The organism is Pseudomonas sp. FP1154, from assembly GCF_030687245.1.
Lineage (GTDB): Bacteria > Pseudomonadota > Gammaproteobacteria > Pseudomonadales > Pseudomonadaceae > Aquipseudomonas > Aquipseudomonas rhizophila.
Genome location: NZ_CP117465.1, coordinates 2,248,792 through 2,267,050, shown reverse-complemented (window position 1 = coordinate 2,267,050; position 18,259 = coordinate 2,248,792). Strand labels below are relative to the sequence as shown.

The 18,259-nt window shown below is 59.9% G+C and carries 16 protein-coding genes; 9 read left to right on the top strand and 7 right to left on the bottom strand.

Features of this window, described 5'->3' with window-relative positions; translation table 11 throughout:
- Positions 1-5 precede the first annotated feature (5 nt).
- From crcB to PSH91_RS10315, 4 genes are all read right to left on the bottom strand, one after another.
- Positions 6-380 carry a fluoride efflux transporter CrcB gene (gene crcB / locus PSH91_RS10330; protein WP_047227715.1) on the bottom strand — a complete coding sequence of 125 codons (375 nt, stop codon included), beginning with the start codon at positions 378-380 and terminating at the stop codon, positions 6-8.
- Positions 377-1,702, bottom strand: a complete 1,326-nt coding sequence (locus tag PSH91_RS10325; protein WP_047227716.1) for a replication-associated recombination protein A — start codon at positions 1,700-1,702, stop codon at positions 377-379. Before PSH91_RS10325 ends, crcB begins: the two co-directional genes overlap by 4 nt.
- A 200-nt stretch (positions 1,703-1,902) precedes the next feature.
- On the bottom strand, positions 1,903-2,526 hold the full coding sequence (gene lolA, locus PSH91_RS10320) for an outer membrane lipoprotein chaperone LolA (RefSeq protein WP_047227717.1): 624 nt from the start codon (positions 2,524-2,526) through the stop codon (positions 1,903-1,905).
- A 58-nt stretch (positions 2,527-2,584) separates the two neighbouring features.
- Complete coding sequence (locus tag PSH91_RS10315) at positions 2,585-4,990, bottom strand: DNA translocase FtsK (RefSeq protein ID WP_076385477.1); 2,406 nt, start codon at positions 4,988-4,990, stop codon at positions 2,585-2,587.
- A gap of 318 nt (positions 4,991-5,308) precedes the next feature.
- Between PSH91_RS10315 and trxB the strand changes: the two genes are divergently transcribed.
- The 4 genes from trxB to infA all read left to right on the top strand — a co-directional run bounded on the left by trxB (position 5,309) and on the right by infA (position 8,103).
- Entirely contained in the window at positions 5,309-6,268 is a 960-nt protein-coding gene (gene trxB / locus PSH91_RS10310) for a thioredoxin-disulfide reductase (protein ID WP_173407110.1), read from the top strand.
- Between the two features lie 70 nt (positions 6,269-6,338).
- Entirely contained in the window at positions 6,339-7,019 is a 681-nt protein-coding gene (aat, locus tag PSH91_RS10305) for a leucyl/phenylalanyl-tRNA--protein transferase (RefSeq protein WP_274091066.1), read from the top strand.
- 57 nt (positions 7,020-7,076) lie between these two features.
- A complete protein-coding gene (locus tag PSH91_RS10300; RefSeq protein WP_047227720.1) occupies positions 7,077-7,784 on the top strand; it encodes an arginyltransferase in 708 nt (235 codons plus the stop codon).
- Positions 7,785-7,884: 100 nt separating this feature from the next.
- Positions 7,885-8,103, top strand: coding sequence for a translation initiation factor IF-1 (gene infA, locus PSH91_RS10295; RefSeq protein WP_002553999.1), 219 nt, complete (start codon positions 7,885-7,887; stop codon positions 8,101-8,103).
- A gap of 277 nt (positions 8,104-8,380) precedes the next feature.
- Here the strand turns inward: infA and clpA are convergent, their stop codons facing one another.
- On the bottom strand, positions 8,381-10,651 hold the full coding sequence (gene clpA, locus PSH91_RS10290) for an ATP-dependent Clp protease ATP-binding subunit ClpA (RefSeq protein ID WP_047227721.1): 2,271 nt from the start codon (positions 10,649-10,651) through the stop codon (positions 8,381-8,383).
- 29 nt (positions 10,652-10,680) lie between these two features.
- Entirely contained in the window at positions 10,681-11,043 is a 363-nt protein-coding gene (gene clpS / locus PSH91_RS10285; protein ID WP_015094394.1) for an ATP-dependent Clp protease adapter ClpS, read from the bottom strand.
- A gap of 227 nt (positions 11,044-11,270) precedes the next feature.
- On the opposite strand from clpS, the gene cspD reads away from it, so the two are divergent.
- Positions 11,271-11,543, top strand: a complete 273-nt coding sequence (cspD, locus tag PSH91_RS10280) for a cold shock domain-containing protein CspD (RefSeq protein WP_107322299.1) — start codon at positions 11,271-11,273, stop codon at positions 11,541-11,543.
- Positions 11,544-11,624: 81 nt separating this feature from the next.
- On the opposite strand, the gene icd is transcribed toward cspD, so the two are convergent.
- Positions 11,625-12,881, bottom strand: coding sequence for an NADP-dependent isocitrate dehydrogenase (gene icd / locus PSH91_RS10275; protein WP_047227723.1), 1,257 nt, complete (start codon positions 12,879-12,881; stop codon positions 11,625-11,627).
- A 481-nt stretch (positions 12,882-13,362) separates the two neighbouring features.
- On the opposite strand from icd, the gene PSH91_RS10270 reads away from it, so the two are divergent.
- The 4 genes from PSH91_RS10270 to hflD all read left to right on the top strand — a co-directional run bounded on the left by PSH91_RS10270 (position 13,363) and on the right by hflD (position 18,036).
- On the top strand, positions 13,363-15,588 hold the full coding sequence (locus PSH91_RS10270) for an NADP-dependent isocitrate dehydrogenase (RefSeq protein ID WP_305468103.1): 2,226 nt from the start codon (positions 13,363-13,365) through the stop codon (positions 15,586-15,588).
- A 197-nt stretch (positions 15,589-15,785) separates the two neighbouring features.
- Positions 15,786-16,232 carry an NUDIX hydrolase gene (locus PSH91_RS10265; protein ID WP_047227725.1) on the top strand — a complete coding sequence of 149 codons (447 nt, stop codon included), beginning with the start codon at positions 15,786-15,788 and terminating at the stop codon, positions 16,230-16,232.
- Between the two features lie 59 nt (positions 16,233-16,291).
- Positions 16,292-17,416: a tRNA 2-thiouridine(34) synthase MnmA gene (gene mnmA / locus PSH91_RS10260; protein WP_047227726.1), complete on the top strand. Its 1,125-nt coding sequence runs from the start codon at positions 16,292-16,294 to the stop codon at positions 17,414-17,416.
- Positions 17,413-18,036, top strand: coding sequence for a high frequency lysogenization protein HflD (gene hflD / locus PSH91_RS10255; RefSeq protein ID WP_047227727.1), 624 nt, complete (start codon positions 17,413-17,415; stop codon positions 18,034-18,036). The genes mnmA and hflD overlap by 4 nt, the downstream gene beginning before the upstream one ends.
- Positions 18,037-18,259 lie beyond the last annotated feature (223 nt).

Here is an 18,259-nt window from a genome sequence, read left to right as displayed (position 1 = left end):
CGTTATCAAAGTTTGGTCAGGGACAGGCCAGCCCAGGTGGCGAGCAGCCCGCCGAATACGCTGATAGCCGCGTAGCCCAGGGCCAGCGGCACCTGCCCGCTTTCCAGCAGGCGCACCGTATCCAGTGAAAAGGATGAAAAAGTCGTCAGGCCGCCAAGAAAGCCGACCAACAGCCCCGCGCGCACCTCGATGGGCACCTCGGGGCGAATCAAAAACAGACCGTATAGAACGCCGATCAGCAGACAGCCCACGATATTAACGGCCAGCGTGGCGGTATAGAAGTGCCGCGGCCAATTTGCGTTGACCCAATTGCCAGTCGCAAAGCGCAACAACGTGCCGGCAACGCCACCAGCAGAGACTGCGAGGATCAAGGGGATCAAGGTTTTCTCCGCTGCCTTGGACTCAGACGGTCCAGTTGTGCCAAATGATTGAGTTTCTCGCCGATCTTCAGTTCAAGGCCACGGGGCACCGGCTGATAGAACGGCTGGGGTTCGAGTTCTTCGGGAAAATAGTCTTCACCGGCGGCATAGGCGTCCGGTTCGTCGTGAGCGTAACGGTATTCATCGCCATAGCCCAATTGCTTCATCAGTTTGGTCGGCGCGTTGCGCAGGTGCAGCGGCACTTCCAGGGAGCCATGCTCGGTGGCGCTGCGCATCGCGGCCTTGAAGCCCATGTACACCGCATTGCTCTTTGGCGCGCAAGCCAGGTAGGTGATGGCCTGGGCCACGGCGAGTTCGCCTTCCGGGCTGCCGAGGCGCTCCTGCACATCCCAGGCGGCCAGGCACAGGCTCAGGGCGCGGGGATCGGCATTGCCGATGTCTTCGCTGGCCATGCGTACCACTCGACGCGCCAGGTACAACGGATCGCAACCGCCGTCGATCATTCTGGCGAACCAGTACAAGGCCGCGTCGGGGTTGGAGCCGCGTATGGATTTGTGCAGCGCCGAAATCTGGTCGTAGAACGCCTCACCGCCTTTGTCGAAGCGTCTACGGGTGTCGCCCAACAAGCTTTGCAGCAGTTCGACGCCGATCTCGCTGTTGTCTTCGGCCAGGTCCGAGGCGTTTTCCAGCAGGTTGAGCAAGCGCCGGCCATCGCCATCGGCGGCCGAAAACAGGATCTGGAAGCCTTCGTCGCTGAGGCTCAACTGGCGTTTGCCCAGGCCGCGTTCCTCGGTCAGCGCCCGGTGCACCAACTTGCGCATCGCCGCCTCGTCGAGGCTCTTGAGCACATAGACCCGCGCCCGGGACAGCAAGGCGTTATTGAGTTCGAACGAAGGGTTTTCGGTGGTCGCGCCAATGAAGATCAGCGTCCCGTCTTCGACGTAGGGCAGGAACGCGTCCTGCTGCGACTTGTTGAAACGGTGCACTTCATCGACAAACAGGATGGTGCGCTTGCCGTATTGCCCGGCCTGCTGCTTGGCGACTTCCACCGCCTGGCGGATTTCCTTGACCCCGGCCAGCACCGCCGAAACCGTCTCGAAATGGGCATCCGAGACTTCGGCCAGCAGCCGCGCCAGGGTGGTCTTGCCCACGCCCGGCGGGCCCCAGAAAATCATCGAATGCAGCGCGCCCTGCTCCAGCGCTTCGCGCAGAGGCTTGCCGCGAGCGAGCACATGCTCCTGGCCGACGTACTCATCCAGGTTGGTCGCGCGCAGGCGGGCGGCCAATGGCTGGGCAATCGGGGCGCTTCGAAACAGGTCCATCACTACTTATGCAACCTCCGCTGGGTCCTGGTGCCGATCCTCTCTACCGGAGCAGATCTGTGGGAGCATCTGTGGGAGCAAGGCTTGCCCGCGATACAGACACCTCGGTGCGTCTGGTAGACCGAGGCGATGCAATCGCGGGCAAGCCTTGCTCCCACAAGCCTTGCTCCCACAGGCCATTTCCGACAGGGGCTTTATGTTTACTCCTGGATCACGTCCGCACCCTTGGGGATGTCGAACTTGAACTTGGACGCAGCGATCGGCTCGTTGGCCTTGACCCCGGTGAACAGGATATTGGTACGCTGACCGACACTGTCGATCAGTTGCATGTCGTTGACCAGACCGTTGCGAAATGACAGGCGCAGGCTGTCGAACAGGCTGTCCCGGGTCTTGGGCTTGAGGGTGAAGTCAATCACGCCACCGGCCTCTTTGGAGCTGATGTCGAAACTCTGGCTGATCTTGGAAACATCGCCGGAGAGCAGCAACGCCGGGGTCTGGGTCAGGCGCTGGTCCAGGGTCTTGATGGTGACCTGTTCCAGGTCCGGGTCCCACAGCGAGACTTTCTTGCCATCGGAAACCATCAGTTGTTCAGCCGGTGCATCGGTGTGCCAATAGAACAGGCCCGGACGCTGCAAGGCCATCTCACCGGCGGTTTCCTGCAACTGGGTACCACTGCCGTCGAGGGTCAGTTGGGAGAAGCGAGCGGTCAGGGTCTGGGAACGTTCCAGCAACTGGGTCAGGCGGGCCACGTCCTTTTCATCGGCATGGGCCGACAAGGTGGTCAGGGCCAGTACGGGCAACAGCAACATGCGAATCAGGCGCATGGGAGTCCTCTTGAAGTCGTGGGAGGTCGAGCGGCGTGTCGCCAGGCCGCTCAGGTCATTAATCGCGCATCGGGCCCGGCGCCAGTACTTCGCGCGAACCGTTGGTGTTCATCGCCGTCACGACCCCGGCCATTTCCATGGCCTCGATCATGCGTGCGGCACGGTTGTAGCCGATCTTGAGCTTGCGCTGAACGGCGGAAATCGAGGCCCGGCGGCTTTCCAGGACAAACTGCACCGCTTCGTCATAGAGCGCATCGGTTTCGGCATCGTCATCGCCACCACCGCTGCTGCCCTCAAAGCCGCTGCCGGCCTCCTCGACACCATTGAGGATGTCGTCGTTGTATTCAGGGGCGCCACGCAGTTTCCAGGCTTCAACGACCCGGTGCACTTCATCGTCGGACACGAACGCACCGTGCACACGAATCGGCAGGCTGGTGCCCGGCGGCATGTAGAGCATGTCACCGTGGCCCAGCAACTGCTCGGCGCCACCCTGGTCGATGATGGTCCGCGAGTCGATCTTGCTCGACACCTGGAACGCCATGCGGGTCGGAATGTTGGCCTTGATCAGGCCGGTGATCACGTCCACCGACGGCCGCTGCGTCGCGAGAATCAGGTGGATACCAGCGGCACGGGCCTTCTGGGCGATCCGGGCGATCAGTTCTTCGACCTTTTTGCCGACGATCATCATCATGTCGGCGAATTCGTCCACCACCACCACGATGGTCGGCAGCTTGTGCAGCAGCGGCGCTTCGTCGTGGATGTTCTCGCGGTGGTACAGCGGGTCGCTCAACGGCGTACCGGCCTCTTCGGCCTCCTTGACCTTGGCATTGAAGCCCGACAGGTTACGCACGCCCATCTTTGCCATCAGCTTGTAGCGGCGCTCCATCTCGGCAACGCTCCAGCGCAGGGCGTTGGCGGCGTCCTTCATGTCGGTCACCACCGGGCACAGCAGGTGCGGAATGCCTTCATAGATCGACAGCTCGAGCATTTTCGGGTCGATCATGATCAGCTTGGCGTCTTCCGGGCCGGACTTGAACAGGATCGACAGGATCATCGCGTTCACACCCACCGACTTACCGGAACCGGTGGTACCGGCCACCAGCAGGTGCGGCATTTTCGCCAGGTCAGTGATGACAGGCTTGCCGCCGATGTCATGGCCCAGGGCGAGGGTGACCGGCGACTTGTGGTTGTCGTATTCAGGGGTGGAGAGCACTTCGGAGAAGCGCACGATCTGCCGGTCTTCGTTGGGAATCTCGATGCCCACGGTGGTCTTGCCGGGAATCACTTCCACTACCCGCACGCTGGTCACGGCCAGAGAACGTGCCAGGTCCTTGGCCAGGTTGGCGATACGGCTGACCTTCACGCCGGCGGCCGGCTGGATTTCGTAACGGGTAATCACCGGGCCCGGGTGGATCGAATCCACCGAAACCTCGACGCCGAACTCCTTGAGCTTGATTTCCAGCAGGTGACCGACGGCCGCCAGGGATTCGGGGGAATAGTTGAGCTGTTTCTTTTCGGCCGGATCCAGGATCGAGATCGGCGGCAAGGTGCCTTCCACTGCACTGTCGACGAACAGCGGCGCCTGTTTCTCTTTCTGCACGCGCTTGCTCTGCTCCGGCGCCTTGGCCGGAGCCATGGTGATGACCGGCGGCACCTGTTTCTCGCGCTCGGACATGTGCTTGCTCAGGGCCTGTTCACGTTCGATCAGGCGTTCCTTGACCTTGGCCTGCTCGCGCTTGTCCGTGACGGTCGGGGCCACCACGTCGTGGACGCGGTCATCCACCTCGCGCAGTTGCGCCACCAGTTGCTTGCGCTCGGTGCGCGCCGCCCACCAGCGATTCATCGCTCCCTGGATCAGCTCGATCAGGTCCAGGGTGATCTTGCCGGTGACATCCATCACCTTGAACCATGACAAATCGGTGAACACCGTCAGGCCGAACAGGAACAGGGCGATGAACAGCAGCGTACTGCCCTGGATGTTCAGGGCGTTTTTGGCCAGCTCGCCAAGACTTTCCCCCAGCGCACCGCCCGCTCCGGCCGGCAGGCCGGTGGGTGCGTGAAAATGGATATGGGCCAGCGCGGCGCCCGACAGCACCAGGAACACCAGGCCGATCAGGCGCCAGGAAAACAGCCAGCCACTCCACTGCCAGGGCTCGTGGCGTTGACGGAAAATCTGATAGGCCTTGATCGCCAGCAAAAGCGGAAAGATGTAGGCGAAATAGCCCAGCACCATGAACAGGATGTCAGCGCTGTAGGAACCGGCCGGACCGCCGAAATTCTGCACATCGTCGATCTTGCTGTTGTGGCTCCAGCCCGGATCGTCCTTGCCATAGGTCAGCAAGGCCATCATCAGGAACAGGCACAAGGCGCCGATGGCGATCAACGCACCTTCCTTGAGCCGGTAGTGCAATTGCTGGCGCCAGAGCGGAACGACTGTTTTAGGTGCTGCGGTGGATTTCTTCAAAACGCTTCTTTTCCTGCGCCAAAGGCGCGTCCATCTGTTGAATGACTATAAAAAACTGCTCATCACGAGCAGGCAAAAAAGTGAATGTGCACAACCGGTACTACTTTTACCACTGTGACGTACATCCAGAAAACCGCAGGTGTTGCCGAAGATTTTGATCTTTTGCCTCTCCTGCGTTCAAAACTCAAGCATTGTACGGGTTTGTCAGCCCCAAGGCATTGCCCGCACGATGGGCTACAGCATAGCCAAAAACCAGCTGTGTTGGCGTCAATTGGAGCATGCATTCTCTTTCGTGACAAAGGCTTATGAGGTGTTTTTATGAGCGAAGTGAAGCATTCACGCCTGATCATTCTCGGTTCCGGCCCTGCGGGATACAGCGCCGCTGTCTATGCCGCCCGTGCCAACCTCAAACCCGTTGTCATTACTGGCCTGCAGGCCGGTGGCCAGCTCACTACCACCGTCGAAGTCGACAACTGGCCCGGCGATGTCACGGACTTGACCGGTCCGGTGCTGATGGAACGCATGCAACGCCACGCCGAGCGCTTCGACACGCAGATCGTCTACGACCATATCCACACCGCCAAGTTGCAACAGCGCCCTTTCGAACTCATCGGCGACAGCGGCACCTACACCTGCGACGCGCTGATCATCGCCACCGGCGCTTCAGCCCAATACCTGGGCCTGGCCTCAGAGCAGACCTTCGCCGGCAGGGGCGTTTCCGCCTGCGCAACCTGCGACGGATTCTTTTACCGCAATCAGGTAGTGGCGGTGGTCGGTGGTGGCAATACGGCGGTTGAGGAGGCTTTGTACCTGTCCAACATCGCCCGCGAGGTACACCTGATTCACCGCCGGGACAAACTGCGCGCAGAGAAAATACTGCAGGACAAGCTGTTCGAAAAAGCCCGCCACGGCAATGTGAAACTGCACTGGAAGCAGAATCTGGATGAAGTGCTGGGTGACGCCAGCGGCGTCACCGGCGCGCGTCTGCGCCAAAGTGAGACCGGCCAGACCAGCACCTTGTCCCTGGCCGGCGTGTTTATCGCTATCGGCCATCAACCCAACACCGAGTTGTTCCAGGGCCAACTGACAATGCGCGACGGCTACCTGATCGTCCGCGGCGGCAGCGAGGGCAATGCCACTGCAACCGATATCGAAGGCGTGTTCGCCGCCGGCGACGTGGCCGATCACGTGTATCGACAGGCCATTACATCGGCCGGCGCCGGTTGCATGGCCGCACTCGACGCCGAGAAGTATCTCGATGACATTCCGGTGGCTTGACGGTTAACCTTTAGGCGGGCTCTTGTCTGCGCACAAGACCCGCCCTCCCCTTCTGCGCGCCCGGATGACCATGCTGACTTGGCTACAACGCAACACCTTCGATTTTCCGCCACTGGCCAAAGCCTTGAGCGACCCCAATGGCTTGCTGGCCGCCGGTGGCGACCTGTCCGCCGATCGGCTGATCCGGGCCTATCGCCACGGCTGTTTCCCGTGGTTCTCCGAAGGCCAGCCGATCTTGTGGTGGTCACCGGATCCACGCACCGTATTGTTTCCCGACGAACTGCATATATCGCGCAGCCTGGGCAAGCTTCTGCGCAAGCAACGCTATGCCGTGACGTTCGACAAGGACTTTGCCGCTGTCATCGAGGCCTGCGCCGCGCCCCGGGACTATGCTGACGGCACCTGGATCACCGAGGCCATGCAAACCGCCTATCTGGAGCTGCATCGACGCGGTTTCGCCCATTCAGTGGAGGTATGGGACCAGGGTATATTGGTGGGCGGCCTGTATGGCCTGGCCATGGGGCAGCTGTTTTTTGGCGAGTCCATGTTCAGTCGGGCCGATAACGCCTCGAAATTCGGCTTCGCCACCCTGGTCCAACATCTCAAAGCGGCCGGTTTCGTGCTGATCGACTGCCAAATGCCCACCGAACACCTGCACAGCCTCGGCGCCCGGTCGATCCCAAGGGCTGAGTTTGCCGGCTACCTCAAGGCGCATCTGGACCAGCCCAACCACGCAACCTGGGTTTGCTGAGCGACAATGGCGCTCCTGGCTTACACTTAATCCAAAGCTTACTCCCGAGGGTTGATCATGACCGAGTTGGCGCGCTTGAAGTTCTATGCCACTCAACCCCACTCTTGCAGTTACCTGCCCGAGGAGCAGGCCACGACGCTGTTCCTCGACCCTAGCCAGCCCATGGATGTGCATGTCTACGCAGATCTGTCGGAGATGGGCTTCCGTCGCAGCGGCGATCATCTCTACCGGCCCCATTGCCAACATTGCAATGCGTGCGTTCCGGCGCGCATTCCCGTGGCTCAGTTTGTACCCAATCGCCAGCAGAAGCGGATTTTCAAGCGCAACGCCGACCTGCAGGTCCGGCCAGCCAAGCCGCAGTTCAGCGAGGAGTATTTCGATCTTTACCAGCGCTACATCGAGCAGCGCCACGCCGACGGCGACATGTACCCGCCCAGTCGTGATCAGTTTTCGACCTTTCTGGTCCGCGACCTGCCCTTTTCCCGCTTCTATGAGTTCCGCCTCGAAGGGCGACTGGTGGCCATCGCCGTCACAGACCTGCTGCCCAACGGGCTTTCGGCGGTGTACACCTTCTATGAGCCCGACGAAGAACGGCGCAGTCTGGGGCGTTTTGCCATCCTCTGGCAGATCAACGAAGCCCGGCGCCTCGGGCTGGAAGCGGTGTACTTGGGCTACTGGATCAAAAACTGCAAAAAAATGAATTACAAGACCCAATATCGCCCCATCGAATTGCTGATTAACCAGAGATGGGTCGTCCTCAGTTAGAACCCCTTGGCTTAAACCCCCTTTTTCGGGCACAATGCACGCCGCTTTTGCCTGGCGCAGTTGCACCGGGCCATTCACTGGATACCGAGGGCTTTACTGCATGTCGAAAGAAGACAGCTTCGAAATGGAAGGCACTGTCGTCGACACCCTGCCCAACACCATGTTTCGTGTGGAGTTGGAAAATGGGCACGTCGTAACCGCGCACATCTCCGGCAAGATGCGCAAGAACTACATTCGTATTCTTACCGGTGACAAAGTGCGCGTCGAGCTGACGCCCTATGACTTGAGCAAAGGGCGCATCACTTACCGCGCTCGCTAACAAGTCAATACAAAACGCCCGGCTGATGCCGGGCGTTTTTGTTTGTCCGCGCCAATAATCACCTCACAACCCTGTGGGAGCGAGCCTGCTCGCGATGAGGCCGGCGCATTCGACATTACAGCCAACTGACCCACCGCTTTCGCGAGCAGGCTCGCTCCCACAGGAAATTTGTGGCGGATACAAATCCTGCAGTTATCCAGACCCGGAGGGGCCAGGTGTTTCTGAAGTCAGCAAAAAGGCGCCTTTCGGCGCCTTTTGCTTTTCCTGCGTGTAACGATCAGGCCATTTCAGCCGTGGTTTCGAAGTCGAAGGTCAGCTCGCCGTCCTTGATGTCGATGTGGACCACACCGCCATGTTCGGCCAGTTCGCCAAAGAGGATCTCCTCCGCCAGTGGACGCTTGATCTTGTCCTGGATCAGGCGAGCCATCGGCCGTGCCCCCATCGTCACATCGTAACCACCGGCCGCCAGCCAACTGCGGGCCGCATCGGTGACTTCCAGCAGCACACGCTTGTCTTCGAGCTGCGCCTGAAGTTCGGTAAGGAACTTGTCCACCACACTCTTGATGACCTCATGGCTGAGGCGACCAAACTGGATAATAGTGTCCAGGCGGTTGCGGAATTCAGGCGTGAAGCTCTTCTTGATCACTTCCATCGCATCGGACGAATGGTCCTGATGGGTGAAACCGATCGAAGCGCGAGCCGCGGTTTCGGCACCGGCGTTGGTGGTCATGATGATGATCACATTGCGGAAATCCGCCTTGCGCCCATTGTTGTCGGTAAGCGTACCGTGATCCATGACCTGCAGGAGCAGGTTGAAGACTTCCGGATGCGCCTTCTCGATTTCATCGAGCAAGAGCACGCAATGCGGCTGCTTGGTGATGGCCTCGGTCAGCAGGCCGCCCTGGTCGAAACCGACATATCCCGGAGGCGCACCAATCAAACGCGATACGGTGTGACGCTCCATGTACTCGGACATGTCGAAGCGAACCAGCTCGATCCCCATCGCCTTGGCCAATTGCCGTGCGGCCTCGGTCTTGCCGACACCGGTGGGACCTGCGAACAGGAAAGAACCCACTGGTTTGTCCGGCGACTTGAGTCCGGCGCGAGACAACTTGATGGCGGTGGACAGCGAATCGATGGCTGCATCCTGACCGAACACGGTCAGCTTCAGGTCACGCTCCAGATTACGCAGCAGCTCCTTGTCGGAACTGGTGACGTGCTTGGGCGGAATCCGCGCGATTTTCGCCACGATGTCTTCGACCTGTGGCACTTCGATGCGCTTGACGCGCTTCTCCACTGGCTGAAGCCGCTGATAGGCACCCGCCTCGTCGATAACATCAATGGCCTTGTCCGGCATATGCCGGTCATTGATATAGCGCGAGGCTAGCTCAGCGGCGGCGCGCAGGGCTTCATCGCTGTATTCGATATTGTGGTGCAGTTCGAAACGCCCCTTCAGCCCACGCAGGATACCGATGGTGTCTTCCACCGAAGGCTCCGACACATCGACTTTCTGGAAACGCCGGGCCAGGGCACGGTCTTTTTCGAAGATCCCGCGAAATTCCTGGAACGTGGTCGAACCGATGCAACGGATATCACCCGAAGACAGCAGCGGCTTGAGCAGGTTCGAGGCATCCATGACCCCACCGGACGCGGCACCGGCACCAATGATGGTGTGGATTTCGTCGATAAACAGGATCGCCTGCGGACGCTTTTTCAGCTCGCCCAGCAATGCCTTGAAGCGCTTCTCGAAATCACCGCGGTACTTGGTGCCCGCCAGCAAGGCCCCCAGATCGAGGGAATACACCACACTGTTGGCGAGCAGGTCCGGCACCTGGTTATCGACGATACGCTTGGCCAGGCCTTCGGCGATCGCAGTCTTGCCCACGCCCGCCTCGCCCACCAGCAGCGGATTGTTCTTGCGGCGTCGGGCCAGGATCTGCGCGACCCGCTCGACTTCCGCCTCGCGTCCGACCAGTGGATCGATACGCCCCTGGCGCGCCAGTTCATTCAGATTGCTGGCATAGGCGTCCAGCGGATTGCCCGAAGAAGAAGACTCACCGCCCTCGTCATCCTGCATATCCTGTTCACCTTCGGAGTGATCGCCGTGCCCAGGTACCTTGGAAATGCCATGGGCGATGTAATTGACGACATCGATGCGCGCAACACTCTGCTGCTTGAGCAGGAAAACCGCCTGGCTTTCCTGTTCGCTGAAGATGGCGACCAGCACGTTGGCGCCGGTCACTTCACGCTTACCCGAGCTCTGTACATGAAAGACAGCACGCTGCAGGACACGCTGGAAGCCCAGGGTTGGCTGGGTTTCGCGATCCTCGTCATGAACGGGGATCAATGGCGTGGTGGAGTCGATGAACTCCTGCAAATCATGCTTGAGTTTATCGAGGTTTGCGCCGCAGGCACGCAAAACGGTGGCGGCAGCCTCGTTATCCAATAGGGCCAGCAGCAGGTGCTCGACGGTCATGAATTCATGACGCTTCGAACGAGCCTCCTTGAAGGCAAGATTGAGGGTGACTTCGAGCTCGCGGTTTAACATAGCTTCACCTCATACCCAAGTGGTCGGCGTTAACCGTCCTTCTCGATTTCACAGAGTAGCGGATGCTGGCTTTCCCGGGCGTACTGGTTGACCTGCATGGCCTTCGTCTCGGCGATGTCGCGGGTAAACACTCCACATACTGCCCGTCCCTCTGTATGGACGGCCAGCATGACCTTGGTCGCCAGCTCGCGATTCAGGTTAAAAAACACCTCGAGCACTTCGACGACGAAATCCATCGGTGTGTAGTCATCGTTGAACAAAACCACCTTGTACATCGGTGGCGCCTGTAATGCAGGCTTTGCTTCCTGAACAGCAATGCCTGCGGAATCGTCGTCATGTAGATCCGGGCGATCCTGATTGAATGTTAGTCGAATCTGGCTGATTGCATGCATGGAAAGAAAGGTTCGTTTAGTTGGCAAATACAGTGATGGGGGCGCTTGTAGGCGATTTCAACCACGTTCGCCGGGTCACCTTGACTATCGGGAAAACGGTGTTACAACCAATAGAGCCCATCGTGGGTTAAAAAGGTCCGTGGAATCGATCCTGTTTTCCAAGATTAGCCTGCGGATGGATTGGATGATACTCCACTGACGGAGTGTGTTGCAGAGGGATATGGCCTATGTCGGTCGTCAAGATGAGTGGCAAAGTCAAATGGTTCAACAATGCCAAGGGCTACGGTTTCATTATCGCAAACGGCAGGGATGAAGACCTTTTCGCCCATTACTCGGCGATTCAGATGGATGGCTATAAAACCCTGAGAGCCGGACAACGCGTCACGTTCGAAGTCATCCAGGGGCCCAAGGGCCTGCACGCGGTCAATATTGCACCCGACACCGTCGAAGATACCTCTTGCGCTACCCCCGTCAATGTCATGACCACTGAAGCCCATTGATCGGCACAAGCCTCCCCTGACAACAACAATGCCCGACTCGATCACTCGAGCCGGGCATTGTTTTGCTGACTGCCGATCCGCTTACATGTGCGAGATCAGTGCATCACCGAAGGCCGAGGAAGACAACAGCGTAGCGCCGTCCATCAGGCGCTCGAAGTCATAGGTCACGGTCTTGGCGGAAATCGCGCCGTTGGTGCCCTTGATGATCAGGTCGGCCGCTTCGGTCCACCCCATGTGTCGCAGCATCATTTCCGCCGACAGGATCAGCGAACCCGGGTTGACCTGGTCCTTGCCGGCATACTTGGGTGCCGTGCCGTGGGTGGCTTCGAACATCGCCACGGTGTCGGACAGGTTGGCGCCCGGCGCAATACCAATGCCCCCCACTTCCGCCGCCAAGGCGTCGGAGAGGTAGTCGCCGTTGAGGTTCAGGGTCGCGATCACGTCGTATTCGGCCGGGCGCAGCAGGATTTGCTGGAGCATGGCATCGGCGATGGCGTCCTTGACGATGACGTTCTTGCCGGTTCTCGGGTTCTTGAACTGCATCCAAGGCCCACCGTCGAGCAAGGTCGCGCCGAATTCCTCGGCCGCCACTTCGTAGGCCCACTCCTTGAAGGCACCTTCGGTGAACTTCATGATGTTGCCTTTATGCACGATGGTCAGCGAATCGCGATCGTTATCCACTACATATTGCAAGGCCTTGCGGGCCAGACGCTGAGTGCCCTGCTTGGAAACCGGCTTGACGCCGATGCCGCAATTCTCGTCGAAACGGATCTTGGTAACGCCCATTTCTTCTTTCAGGAACTTGATGACCTTGGTGGCTTCGGGCGAACCGGCTTTCCACTCGATACCGGCGTAGATGTCTTCGGAGTTCTCACGGAAGATCGTCATGTCCACGTCGCCAGGCTTCTTGACCGGGCTTGGCACGCCTTCGAACCAGCGCACCGGACGCAGGCATACATATAAATCGAGCTGCTGGCGCAGGGCGACGTTCAGCGAGCGAATACCACCACCGACCGGCGTGGTCAGCGGACCCTTGATGGAAACCACGTAGTCTTTGACCGCGTCCAGGGTTTCCTGGGGCAGCCAGGTGTCCTGGTCGTAAACCTGAGTTGCTTTCTCACCGGCGTAGACTTCCATCCAGGAAATCTTGCGCTTGCCGCCATAGGCCTTCTGAACCGCAGCGTCCACCACCTTGATCATGACCGGGCTGATATCGACGCCAATGCCGTCGCCTTCAATGAAGGGGATGATCGGGTTGTCGGGAACATTAAGAGAATGGTCTGCATTGACGGTGATTTTGTCACCGACGGCTGGAACCTGAATCTTTTGATACCCCATGCTGAACTCCATTGCTTGGATTGAACATCTGGCTGCGTTCGAGCGTACCCCAGTTGTATCGGCGCGCAAACCCTACGTTAGGCTCATCCGGGGAAAAGCGTTGCAGTTCGCGGTGTACAACCCTGAAAAACAAGGGAAAAGCGCCAAACGTGAGCATAGCCTGCTCCTCTAGCACTGCGACGTTTAGACCAATGGACGAGTACGCAAGTATATGAACCATCGGCAGATCGCCAGCTACCTATGTATAATGCCGCCGCTGACCACAGGGTCACGACGGCTGATGGCTCTATCACAAGACTTTCGGCCCGTTGAAAGCCGGACCGTTACCGCGGCCCGACCGCTTGACGCTCGACTGATGCACCCAACATCACCGCGAAGAAACCTCGACATTCGACTCACGGATGACTTTGAACGAACGCGCTTACCCGGCGCCCCTCGAGTTTCTGCGCATGCTTTAGCAAAGAAGAGAGTTAATCCGAATATGCCCACCCGCTCGAAGATCATCTACACCTTCACCGACGAAGCTCCCGCCCTCGCCACCTATTCGCTGCTGCCGATCGTCGAAGCCTTTACCGCCTCGGCCGACATCGCCGTGGAAACCCGCGATATCTCCCTTGCAGGGCGCATCCTGGCCAGCTTCCCCGAGCAACTGGGTGACAAAGCCGTCGCCGACCACCTCGCCGAACTGGGCGACCTGGCCGTGACGCCTGAAGCTAACATCATCAAGCTGCCGAACATCAGCGCCTCGGTGCCGCAACTGCAGGCCGCGATCAAGGAATTGCAGGCCCAGGGCTATGCACTGCCGGACTACCCGGAAACCGTGACCAGCGACGCCGAGAAAGACGCACGCGCCCGCTACGACAAGGTCAAGGGCAGCGCCGTGAACCCGGTCCTGCGTGAAGGCAACTCCGACCGCCGCGCACCGCTGTCGGTCAAGAACTACGCGCGCAAGCACCCGCACAAAATGGGCGCCTGGGCAGCCGACTCCAAGTCTCATGTGGCCCACATGAGCACCGGTGATTTCTACGGCAGCGAAAAAGCCGCCCTGATCGACACCGCCGGCAGCGTGAAAATCGAGCTGATCGCTCAGGACGGCACTGCCACTGTCCTGAAAGAAAAAACCACCGTACAAGCCGGTGAGATCCTCGACTGCGCCGTGATGAGCAAGAACGCCCTGCGCGACTTCATCGCCGCTGAAATCGAAGACGCCAAGCAAAAAGGCGTCCTGCTGTCGGTCCACCTCAAGGCCACCATGATGAAGGTCTCCGACCCGATCATGTTCGGTCAGATCGTCGCCGAGTTCTACAAAGACGCCCTGGCCAAGCACGCACAAGTGCTGGAGCAGATCGGCTTCAACCTGAACAACGGCATCGGCGACCTGTACGCCCGCATCAAGGCCTTGCCGGCCGAGCAGCAGGCGCAGATCGAAGCCGACATCCAGGCGGTCTACGCGGCGCGCCCATCCCTGGCGATGGTCAACTCCGATAAAGGCATCACCAACCTGCACGTACCGAGCGACGTCATCGTCGACGCCTCGATGCCGGCCATGATCCGTGACTCCGGCAAGATGTGGGGCACCGACGGCCAGTTGCACGACACCAAGGCCGTGATCCCGGATCGCTGCTACGCCACCATCTACCAGGCGGTGATCGAAGACTGCAAGCAACACGGCGCTTTCGATCCGACCACCATGGGCAGCGTGCCGAACGTCGGCCTGATGGCCAAGAAAGCCGAAGAGTACGGTTCCCACGACAAGACCTTCCAGATCAAGGCCGACGGCGTGGTCCGTGTTTCGGACAAGACCGGTCGCACCCTGCTGGAGCAGAACGTCGAGGCGGGCGATATCTTCCGCATGTGCCAGACCAAGGACGCGCCGATCCAGGATTGGGTCAAGCTGGCCGTCAACCGTGCCCGCGCCAGCAGCACCCCGGCGATTTTCTGGCTGGACCCGATGCGCGCCCATGACGGCGTGGTGATCGAGAAAGTCCAGGCCTACCTGAAGAACCACGACACTGCCGGCCTGGACATCCGCATCATGTCGCCGGTCGACGCGATGAAATTCACCCTGACCCGCACCCGCGAAGGCAAGGACACCATTTCGGTGACCGGCAACGTGCTGCGCGACTACCTGACCGACCTGTTCCCGATCATGGAACTGGGCACCAGCGCCAAGATGCTGTCCATCGTGCCGCTGATGAACGGCGGTGGCCTGTTCGAAACCGGCGCCGGCGGTTCGGCACCCAAGCACGTTCAGCAGTTGCTGGAAGAAAACTTCCTGCGCTGGGATTCCCTGGGCGAGTTCCTGGCCCTGGCCGCGTCCCTCGAACACCTGGGCGTGACCTACAACAACCCTAAAGCCCTGGTGCTGGCCAAGACCCTGGATCAGGCCACCGGTGAGTTCCTGGACCGCAACAAGTCGCCTTCGCGCAAGGTCGGCGGCATCGACAACCGCGGCAGCCACTTCTACCTGACCCTGTTCTGGGCCCAGGCATTGGCCGCGCAAAACGACGACGCAGCCCTCAAGGCCCAGTTCACTGCCCTGGCCAAGACACTGACCGACAACGAAGAAAAAATCGTTGCCGAGCTCAATGCCGTCCAAGGCAAACCGGTGGACATCGGCGGTTACTACTTCGCCAACCCGGAGCTGACCAGCAAGGCCATGCGCCCAAGCAACACCTTCAACGCGGCGATTGCTGCACTGGTGTAAGGTTGTAAAGGAACAACACAAACCCCGGCCCTGGTGCCGGGGTTTGTGTTTCCAGACACAACGCATCCCCCCGTGGGAGCGAGCCTGCTCGCGATAGCGGTATAACATTCAACACTGACGCTGACTGACACACCGCTATCGCGAGCAGGCTCGCTCCCACATTTGACCGTGTTCAACCTTTGAATCGAGAACGCTTCATGGACTGGAACCCCCACATCACCGTCGCCACCATCGTCGAAGACAACGGCCGCTTCCTGATGGTGGAAGAATCCAAGGGCGGACGAGCGGTGCTCAACCAGCCTGCAGGCCACCTGGACCCGAACGAAACCCTGATCGAAGCCGCCGTGCGCGAAACCCTGGAAGAAACCGGCTGGGACGTCGAACCTACCAGCGTGGTGGGCATTTACCTGTACACCGCCCCCAGTAATGGCGTGACCTACCAACGGGTCTGTTTCGCCGCCAAGGCCCTGAACCACCGTCCGGACTATCCACTGGATGATGGCATCCTGGGCGCCAAGTGGCTGACCCGCAACGAGTTGCTCGAACAGCGTGAACACTGGCGCAGCGAGCTGATCATCCGTTGCATCGACGATTATCTGGCCGGTCATCGCCACAGTCTGACGCTGATCCGTCCTTCTCTTTAGCCTTGCGCGTCCGGGCCTGATAGAATCGCGTCCTTTTTCAAGACACTCATTGAACTGCTATGCGTGATCCAGCCCCTTCTGACACCACCAACAAGCGCGTCATTGTCGGCATGTCCGGCGGCGTGGACTCTTCCGTTTCCGCCCTTCTGCTGATCGAGCAGGGTTATGAGGTGGAAGGCCTGTTCATGAAGAACTGGGAAGAAGACGACGGAACCGAATACTGCACCGCCATGGACGACCTGGCGGACGCCCAGGCCGTCTGCGACAGGATCGGCATCAAGCTGCACACCGCCAACTTCGCCGCCGAGTACTGGGACAACGTGTTCGAGCACTTCCTGGCCGAATACAAGGCCGGCCGTACGCCGAACCCGGACATCCTCTGCAACCGCGAAATCAAGTTCAAGGCGTTCCTCGACTACGCCATGATGCTCGGCGCTGACCTGATCGCTACCGGTCACTATGTGCGCCGCCGCGACATCGACGGCCGCACCGAACTGCTCAAGGGCCTGGACCCGAACAAGGACCAGAGCTACTTCCTGCACGCCGTCGGCGGCGAGCAGATCGCCAAGACCCTGTTCCCGGTGGGCGAGCTGGAAAAGCCGCAAGTGCGCGCGATCGCCGAAAAACACGCCCTGGCCACCGCCAAGAAGAAAGATTCCACCGGCATCTGCTTTATCGGCGAGCGGCGTTTCAGCGACTTCCTCAAGCAGTACCTGCCGGCCCAGCCAGGCGAAATCAAGACCACCGAAGGCGAAGTCATCGGCCGCCATCATGGCCTGATGTACCACACCATCGGCCAGCGCCAGGGCCTGGGCATCGGCGGGCTGAAGGACGCCGGTGAAGAGCCGTGGTACGTACTGGTCAAGGACTTGGAGCACAACGAGCTGATCGTCGGCCAGGGCAACGACCATCCGTGGTTGTTCTCCCGCGCCCTGCTCGCCTCCGACATCTATTGGGTCAACCCGATCGACCTCAGCCAACCGCGCCGTCTGACGGCCAAGGTTCGCTACCGCCAGAGTGATCAGCCCTGCATGCTGGAAAAAACCGCCACGGGCTATCGCGCGACGTTCGATGACCCACAACGAGCAGTCACACCCGGCCAGTCCGTGGTGTTCTACGACGGGGAAATCTGCCTGGGCGGCGGCGTGATCGAAGTCGCAGAGCCCTGGAGCAGCAAGGCATGAGCCCGACCCAGGAGCAACTGACGGCATTGGGCGGTGTGTTTCTCGCCGCCGTGCTGGTGGATCGGATCGCCAAGACCGGCCAGGCCACCGAAGCGGGCCTGAGCTGCATGCTCGGCAGCCTGCTGATTCGTGACCCCAAGGACACACTTGAAGTCTATGGCGGCGATGACCTGAACCTGCGCGAGGGTTATCGCGCACTGATCGGCGCCCTGGAGCGCGACCCCAGCACTCTGCAACGCGAGCCGCTGCGCTACGCCCTGTCGATGCTGGGCCTGGAACGTCAATTGGCCAAGCGCGACGACCTGCTGGATACCATCGGCAATCGCCTGCCGCAGATTCAGTCCCAGGTTGAACACTTCGGTCCCGCCCACGAAAACGTCATCGCCGCTTGCGGTGCGCTGTACCAGGACACCCTGAGCACCTTGCGCCAGCGCATCCAGGTACACGGCGACATGCGCAATCTGCAACAACCGAGCAATGCCTCGAAGATCCGCGCCCTGTTACTGGCCGGAATTCGCTCGGCGCGGTTGTGGCGGCAGTTGGGTGGTCATCGCTGGCAGCTGGTGATCAGCCGACGCAAATTGCTGAAAGAGCTTTACCCGTTGATGCGCAACGAATAAGTCGCCTCAACCCGTTTTTTTTGTGGCGAGGGAGCTTGCTCCCGCTGGACTGCAACGCAGTCCTTTGAGTCCGGCTGATCCAGCGGACTGCCTGGACTCAGGGCCGCTTCGCGCCCCAGCGGGAGCAAGCTCCCTCGCCACAGGTGGTAAATAGTGTTCCGTTACGCGTAATACGCCGGTCAGTTGGCGACGGACCGGCGATTGTTTTCATGTATGATACGCG

Excerpts from the sequence above, each read along its gene's own strand:
- clpA (WP_047227721.1), bottom strand. The coding sequence starts at position 10,651 with ATGTTAAACCGCGAGCTCGAAGTCACCCTCAATCTTGCCTTCAAGGAG.
- aat (WP_274091066.1), top strand. The coding sequence starts at position 6,339 with ATGCTGACTTGGCTACAACGCAACACCTTCGATTTTCCGCCACTGGCC.
- icd (WP_047227723.1), bottom strand. The coding sequence starts at position 12,881 with ATGGGGTATCAAAAGATTCAGGTTCCAGCCGTCGGTGACAAAATCACC.
- PSH91_RS10270 (WP_305468103.1), top strand. The coding sequence starts at position 13,363 with ATGCCCACCCGCTCGAAGATCATCTACACCTTCACCGACGAAGCTCCC.
- hflD (WP_047227727.1), top strand. The coding sequence starts at position 17,413 with ATGAGCCCGACCCAGGAGCAACTGACGGCATTGGGCGGTGTGTTTCTC.
- PSH91_RS10300 (WP_047227720.1), top strand. The coding sequence starts at position 7,077 with ATGACCGAGTTGGCGCGCTTGAAGTTCTATGCCACTCAACCCCACTCT.
- PSH91_RS10265 (WP_047227725.1), top strand. The coding sequence starts at position 15,786 with ATGGACTGGAACCCCCACATCACCGTCGCCACCATCGTCGAAGACAAC.
- clpS (WP_015094394.1), bottom strand. The coding sequence starts at position 11,043 with ATGCATGCAATCAGCCAGATTCGACTAACATTCAATCAGGATCGCCCG.
- infA (WP_002553999.1), top strand. The coding sequence starts at position 7,885 with ATGTCGAAAGAAGACAGCTTCGAAATGGAAGGCACTGTCGTCGACACC.
- PSH91_RS10325 (WP_047227716.1), bottom strand. The coding sequence starts at position 1,702 with ATGGACCTGTTTCGAAGCGCCCCGATTGCCCAGCCATTGGCCGCCCGC.
- trxB (WP_173407110.1), top strand. The coding sequence starts at position 5,309 with ATGAGCGAAGTGAAGCATTCACGCCTGATCATTCTCGGTTCCGGCCCT.
- cspD (WP_107322299.1), top strand. The coding sequence starts at position 11,271 with ATGTCGGTCGTCAAGATGAGTGGCAAAGTCAAATGGTTCAACAATGCC.
- lolA (WP_047227717.1), bottom strand. The coding sequence starts at position 2,526 with ATGCGCCTGATTCGCATGTTGCTGTTGCCCGTACTGGCCCTGACCACC.
- mnmA (WP_047227726.1), top strand. The coding sequence starts at position 16,292 with ATGCGTGATCCAGCCCCTTCTGACACCACCAACAAGCGCGTCATTGTC.